The 5,735-nt window shown below is 65.0% G+C and carries 6 protein-coding genes and 3 pseudogenes; 5 read left to right on the forward strand and 4 right to left on the reverse strand.

What is annotated here, in order from left to right:
* The 5 genes and pseudogenes from QOI01_RS12855 to QOI01_RS12875 all read left to right on the forward strand — a co-directional run.
* On the forward strand, positions 1 to 364 hold a 364-nt coding region (locus QOI01_RS12855), incomplete at its 5' end, for an SRPBCC family protein (RefSeq protein ID WP_526381446.1).
* A gap of 343 nt (positions 365 to 707) precedes the next feature.
* Positions 708 to 1,088, forward strand: a pseudogene (locus tag QOI01_RS12860) (IS110 family transposase); the annotation flags it as partial.
* A gap of 275 nt (positions 1,089 to 1,363) precedes the next feature.
* Positions 1,364 to 2,092, forward strand: a complete 729-nt coding sequence (locus QOI01_RS12865) for an FtsK/SpoIIIE domain-containing protein (RefSeq protein WP_526381448.1) — start codon at positions 1,364 to 1,366, stop codon at positions 2,090 to 2,092.
* Positions 2,016 to 2,294, forward strand: coding sequence for a hypothetical protein (locus QOI01_RS12870; RefSeq protein WP_526381454.1), 279 nt, complete (start codon positions 2,016 to 2,018; stop codon positions 2,292 to 2,294). The genes QOI01_RS12865 and QOI01_RS12870 overlap by 77 nt, the downstream gene beginning before the upstream one ends.
* Positions 2,294 to 2,794, forward strand: coding sequence for a S8 family serine peptidase (locus tag QOI01_RS12875; RefSeq protein WP_526381450.1), 501 nt, complete (start codon positions 2,294 to 2,296; stop codon positions 2,792 to 2,794). The genes QOI01_RS12870 and QOI01_RS12875 overlap by 1 nt, the downstream gene beginning before the upstream one ends.
* On the opposite strand, the gene QOI01_RS12880 is transcribed toward QOI01_RS12875, so the two are convergent.
* The 4 genes and pseudogenes from QOI01_RS12880 to QOI01_RS12895 form a co-directional block, all read right to left on the reverse strand.
* Positions 2,753 to 3,331 carry a DUF308 domain-containing protein gene (locus tag QOI01_RS12880; protein ID WP_526381452.1) on the reverse strand — a complete coding sequence of 193 codons (579 nt, stop codon included), beginning with the start codon at positions 3,329 to 3,331 and terminating at the stop codon, positions 2,753 to 2,755. The two genes, QOI01_RS12875 and QOI01_RS12880, sit on opposite strands and share 42 nt — an antisense overlap.
* A 154-nt stretch (positions 3,332 to 3,485) precedes the next feature.
* Entirely contained in the window at positions 3,486 to 4,091 is a 606-nt protein-coding gene (locus QOI01_RS12885; RefSeq protein ID WP_526381456.1) for a TetR/AcrR family transcriptional regulator, read from the reverse strand.
* A 351-nt stretch (positions 4,092 to 4,442) separates the two neighbouring features.
* Positions 4,443 to 4,877 (reverse strand): annotated as a pseudogene (locus tag QOI01_RS12890) (dihydrofolate reductase family protein); the annotation flags it as partial.
* 243 nt (positions 4,878 to 5,120) lie between these two features.
* Positions 5,121 to 5,735: pseudogene (locus tag QOI01_RS12895) on the reverse strand (dienelactone hydrolase family protein); the annotation flags it as partial.

Genomic DNA, 5,735 nt, shown 5'->3' on the forward strand with positions numbered 1-5,735 from the left:
ACCGGAAGTGGTCTTCCCGTACCTCATCGACGCGTCGTTGATGGTGCGGTGGATCGGTGAGTGGGCAGAGCTCGATCCGGTACCGGGCGGCGTCTTCGCACTGAACATCGAGTCGGCGGTTGCCCGCGGCACCTTCCTGGTGGTCGAGCCGCCGCACCGAGTCGTCTTCAATTGGGGCTCGCCGGGCAGCGAGACGATGCCACCCGGCTCAACGACGGTCGAGATCACCCTGACGGCAGACGGCGACGCGACGCTCCTGGGACTAGTCCACCGCGGGCTCCCGGTCGAGGAGGTCAAGCCACACATTTACGGCTGGACGACGTTCCTGGGCCAGCTAAGGGATCTCCCGTGGGCGCGGCTCTGATGAGGTAAGCACCACTGTCGGTATTCCCGTACGAACGTGCCGGATCCGGTCGATCCTGGGGCCACACCACGCTGTCGTGGATCTCCGGCTACAGCCTGGCGTTCGGTCTTGCCGTTATCCCGGCGGGGCGCGTCGACGACCGACTCTGTCACAAGCGGATGTGCGTCACCGGCTCAGCCGTGTTCACCCACACCCCAGCGCCGCTGTCTGGCGAATCACTCCTCACGCGTCAACCTGCGGCAATCGTCACTTAATAGAAGCGCTGACCGGGAAAGAGGGTGGGTCCCGAACCGATGACCACAGTGGGGCCGAAACACTTGACGAAACCCACATGGAGGTGGTTGTGGCGCAACAACTGTGGGCCGGTATCGACGCCGGGAAAATCGAGCATCACTGCGCGGTCATCGACAGTGACGGACAACGACTGCTGTCCCGACGCGTCGCCAACGACGAGACGGTCCTGCTCGAACTGATCGACGCGGTCATGACGCTGGCCGATGGCGGTGAGGTCAGCTGGGCGATCGACCTCAACCACGGGGGCGCGGCGCTGCTAATTGCCCTGCTCGTCACTGGAGAGCAGCGGCTGCTCTACATTCCCGGCCGCACCGTGTATCACGCCTCGGGCGGCTACCACGGTGACGGCAAGACCGACGCCAAAGACGCCGCGATCATCGCCGATCAGGCCCGCATGCGCCGCGATCTGCAACCGCTGCGCCCCGGAGAGGTGACCAAACCGGATTCCGGGCCGGCCAGATAGCTCACCACGCCAGCCACCTCAGGCGGTAGGCCGTATCGGCCCAGTGCGATGAAACTCTTGCTCGCGTCGGCATATTCACCTTCGTCGGGATTCATGTCGGTGGCGGTGGGGCCGGGCTGAACGTCGACAGCACATCGGTCGCAAGTTCGCCGCGCTCGTTCCGGTCGGTCGGCCCGGCCGCGGCATGACCGCCGATCACCTGCACCTGCTGGTGGGGTTGCCACGGCTGGATTCGGGGTCCGGTGTTGAGGACCTGCCCGCCGGGGGTGGCCGCCGCGTGCGCGTCCGTCGGGCACTTCTATGGCGATCGGCAGGCGCCGCCGGTGCGGATGCTGCCGCACGACATCGACCGCGGCGCCGTCGTCGACGCGGCGCGTCGAATCGACGCATTGGGCAAGAACAGAGTCGCGATCGGCGTCAATGAGTCCGAATTGGCCCCGGTAGTACTCGATTTCGATGCGCAACCGCACCTGGTCGTGTTCGGTGACACCGAGAGCGGCAAGACCGGCCTGCTACGCAACATCGCCACGGGTCTGACCGAAAACGCCACGCCGAAGGAAGTCAAGATCATCGTCGCCGACTTCAGGCGGACGCTGCTTGGCGCGGTGGACGACGACTACCTGGGTGGGTACGCAACTGCGGCGCAAGCGTGCGGGGAACTGATGACAGCGTTGGCGACAACGCTGAAAGGGCGGCAACCGCCCAGCGACATCACGCAGCGCCAACTCAAGGACCGGTCATGGTGGGAGGGCCCGGAGGTCTTCGTGCTCATCGACGACTACGACCTGATTCCCGGCGGCTCACTGAACCATCCGTTCGGACCGCTCGTCGAATACTTACCACAGGACGTGCGCGGCGGCCCTTGGGCTTCACAGCCGCCGGGCTGTCAGCGCGCTGGAGCGCGCAACGATGTGGATACCGGCAGCCGGGCTCACGCTCGCGAGTTGTGTCCTGGCGGCCGAGACCGGTGAAGGACCGATAACGCTGGTCGCTTTCGCGGTGCTGCTGACTGCGACCACGGCATCGGCGGCTGCCGGCGTCACATCCCATGCCGGTCGGGCACAGGATCGCGTACAGGCGGCGCTCGCGTACGCGCGTTATCTGGTCACCGCGGCACTGATTCCCCTGGCGCTGTGGGCGGTTGGCGCCTTCAGCCGACTGGGCATCTCGTGATGCGGTGGGCGGCCACGGTGGCCGCGGCGCTGTTCGTCGCCGTCCCGGCGCTATCACCGGCGCCTGCGCTGGCGATCGCACCACCGTCGATACCGCCCGGGCCGCCGCCCACCGGTCGGGTCGCTCCGCTGGACCCGACCGAACAGAAAGCTGCCTGCGGCGCGGGAGCGGTGTTCCCGGACAGCCGGTTCGACAGACCATCGACCGGCCAGACGATGCTCGACTACACCGATGCATGGCGGTTCTCCCGGGGCGCGGGTCAGAAAGTCGCGGTGATCGACACCGGGGTCTCGCGGCATCCGCGACTGCCCGCGCTAGAAGGTGGCGGCGACTACGTGTCGTCCACGGACGGCCTGGTCGACGGCGACGCCCACGGCACCCTGGGCGCCGGTCTGATCGCAGCACGGCCCAGTCCCGGCGACGCCTTCGCCGGTGTCGCCCTGACGCGACGCTCGGTGTCACTTTCGGTGGCGGCGAGCATCGCTGATGGTCAGCCATAGCGCCGAGATCAGGAAGTAGAACGCGCCGAAGGCCGCGTAGGGGGCGACGGCCGTAATGTGCGGCACCTCTGGAGCATTCGACTGGATCATGAACATGACCCCCGCCCCCGTGGACTGGATACCACTGAGAACCATGGGCCACTGCGCACCATAGCTCTTCCAGCGACGCACGCCGGTAGCGAGTTGAAGAAGCCCCGACAGAGCTGCCCACACGCCGAAGACGCCGAGCACGGCATTCATGCTCTGACTCAAGGCAATAGCAACCGCGATGGTTGTCACCGAACTCACCGCGGCGTTGAAGGTCTGAGTGGGATTGCCCCGCAGTCCCCCATTGCGCTGCGCATCAACAAGATTGGCGAACGCGTCCCAAGCCGGATAGATCAGCAGCAGTGCAGCGACAACGGCCATCGGGCCATCAGCCAGTCCGAAGACGGCAGCCACCCACACCAGCGAGAGCGCCGCTCGGGTGAAGTAATAATTTTTCAGCCACGTGGTGCTCCCAACATTGCCTCGCGCCGTACTGGTTGCCGTCGTCACACTTTCTCCTGTCGTCCGAATGAAGGCACGGGCAACCAGAGCGCGGGGGTGTCACCCACGCCCTGCCCATTCCACGACCCGCCGGCGACGGGTCAACCCGAGCCGCGCAATTTTGCGACGTCGAGCCTGCTATCTACCTATTAGATGGCGTCTATCAGGTACGGCCATCCGCCGATGAAGAATGCGATCGAAGCCTGTCGATCACCGGCCGGGTGATCGCGGCGAAAGCCTGCGGGTCGCCATACGCCCGCGCCGCCAACATGGCGCCGTGCACTGCGGCCATCAACGCCTCCGCCTCGCTATGGGCGTCATCGGTCAACGTGAGGGCACCCCCACGCGCGCCGCGTTCCAACACCGATGTCAGCCACGCCGACAGCGCCCGAAAATATGCCCGCACCTCCAGCACGATCTCCTCAGGCAGAACCGGGATCTGCGTCGCGAGCAACGCACACAAGCAATAACTGGTTTCGGGATCACCAATGCACGACTCCCAATACCCGGCATAGCTCCGCAGCTGCTCGAGCGGATCCGCGACATGACGCTCGATCTCGGCGAGCCCCGCCACGGCCTCGTCACGGTACTGCCTCACCAACGTCCGTACCAGATCAACCTTGGTCGGGAAGTGATGATGGATACTCGCCTTACGGATGCCCACCACCGCAGCGATATCGGCATAACTGAAGCCGTTGTAACCACCGGCCACGATCGACGAGCGTGCACACCGGAGAATCGCTTCAACGGTGGACGGGGCAGCAACCATGCCAGCCACCCTACCTTCTAGTAGGTAGATGAGCAAGACTGCAGTCGAGGTCCGACTTTTGCGCCGAGGCGCGGTCACATCCGCCTCAGTCCTTGGACAATCCTCACGTCCGCACGGTTGCTATAGGGCACGCCTAGACCGGCGAAGGCTTTTCGGCGTGGCGTCGTCCCTAGAAGAAGGGCCCGCATCGGCAACACCTGACTACCAACACCGGCGGCCAGCCTTGATGAAGACGGGAGACGGTCCTCGACAGCGCGCTTCAGCGCAGGCCGCGGGTACGTCGCGTTATTCGGCGCGCCCCACTTCTGGTCGTGCGCTGTTCGATCAGCAACGCGGTGAACATGTTTCGGCCTGCACGACGAACTCGTACTCATCGATCAATCCCAGCTCCGCCAACGCCATCGGAAGCATCACGCCTCCCACGAACAGTCCGTTACCTGACGCCTGCTTGAGCTGTTGAACAGCCTTCTCCAGATCGCCGGGGACGAGTTCCGCGTTCCAATCGACCCGGTCCAGGGTGCTCGACACGACGTACTTCTTTGCGGCGTCGATCGTCCGGGCAAAGGGCTCCATCCAAGATTTCATCCATTCAGGCCTCACTCCCGTTCGCGCCGGCGACCGCCACGCTGCCTCAATCATTTCGTAAGTCACCCGGCCAAAAAGAAGGGCATCGGCGCGGTCGAGGTTGTCAGCCGCGTGACGATGCAAGTCTGCGTCCGGGATCATTGCACGATGATCGCAGCACCCGCCCAAAGTGACGTTGATCGAATACCGAAGGGGCCGCATTGCGTGCTCCTGAAACGGGCTTAACGTACTGAGATGTAAGTAAACGTATCGTCTTCATTGGGCGCCGAGTGTGGAGTGACGCTCGATCGCAGTCACGAGGTCGAGTAGAACAGGAACGTCGCGGACCCACCGGCTACCGGCCGCTGCGGGTACGCGACACGCTGTTCTGATCCAGGCCGGCAGGAGCGCGGCAGTGGCGGTATCTGCGTCCGGCGCGGGGCCGGACGCAGATACCCATTCACGTCAGTCCGAAGCCGTGTCGGCGGCCCGGCCGAGGTGGCGGGCGAAGAACCGATCCGAGCTGTCGCGCTCGTATTCGGGCACCGGGTAGTGCCTGCCCGAGTGGGCGTGCAATGTCTTCTCCTTCGAGGCGAAGGCGCGAACAACGCGACCCCGGATGTGCGGTCGAATTCTTCGTCGTCCCACGGAATTCGGTACTCGACCGGGACGGTGATCTTTCGCGCCGCCTCGATCAGAGCGTCGTCCACGAAAACCCCACCGAAGCTCACGGCAGCGATCCGGGATTCGACTGGCGTCAACATCAGCCCGGTCACGACACCCAACGACACGCCGCCGTAGCCCATCGACGCTTCGACGCCGATCTCGGGCAGCGCCTGCAGGGCGTCCAGGGTCGCCTGCCATTCCGGCACCGCACGCTCCGCCAGCGACATGTTGTAGTCGATGACGATCGAGGTGATCGGCTCGTCCGCCGCCCGAGCCCGATGGATCGACTTGGCCCACCGTTGATCCTGAAGGTTTCGGGGCCGGTCACCGTGTCCGGGCGCGTCGATGGCGGCGACGGTGAACCCATGGGTGGTCACGCCGTGGAGTGCACTGGCTACCAGTCCCGGCGCCTTC

The sequence above is a fragment of the Mycobacterium sp. genome, from assembly GCF_032162605.1.
Lineage (GTDB): Bacteria > Actinomycetota > Actinomycetes > Mycobacteriales > Mycobacteriaceae > Mycobacterium.

What these genes read in the sequence shown, in the direction of transcription:
- QOI01_RS12875 (WP_526381450.1), top strand. Translation starts at nt 2,294, where the DNA reads ATGCGGTGGGCGGCCACGGTGGCCGCGGCGCTGTTCGTCGCCGTCCCG.
- QOI01_RS12885 (WP_526381456.1), bottom strand. Translation starts at nt 4,091, where the DNA reads ATGGTTGCTGCCCCGTCCACCGTTGAAGCGATTCTCCGGTGTGCACGC.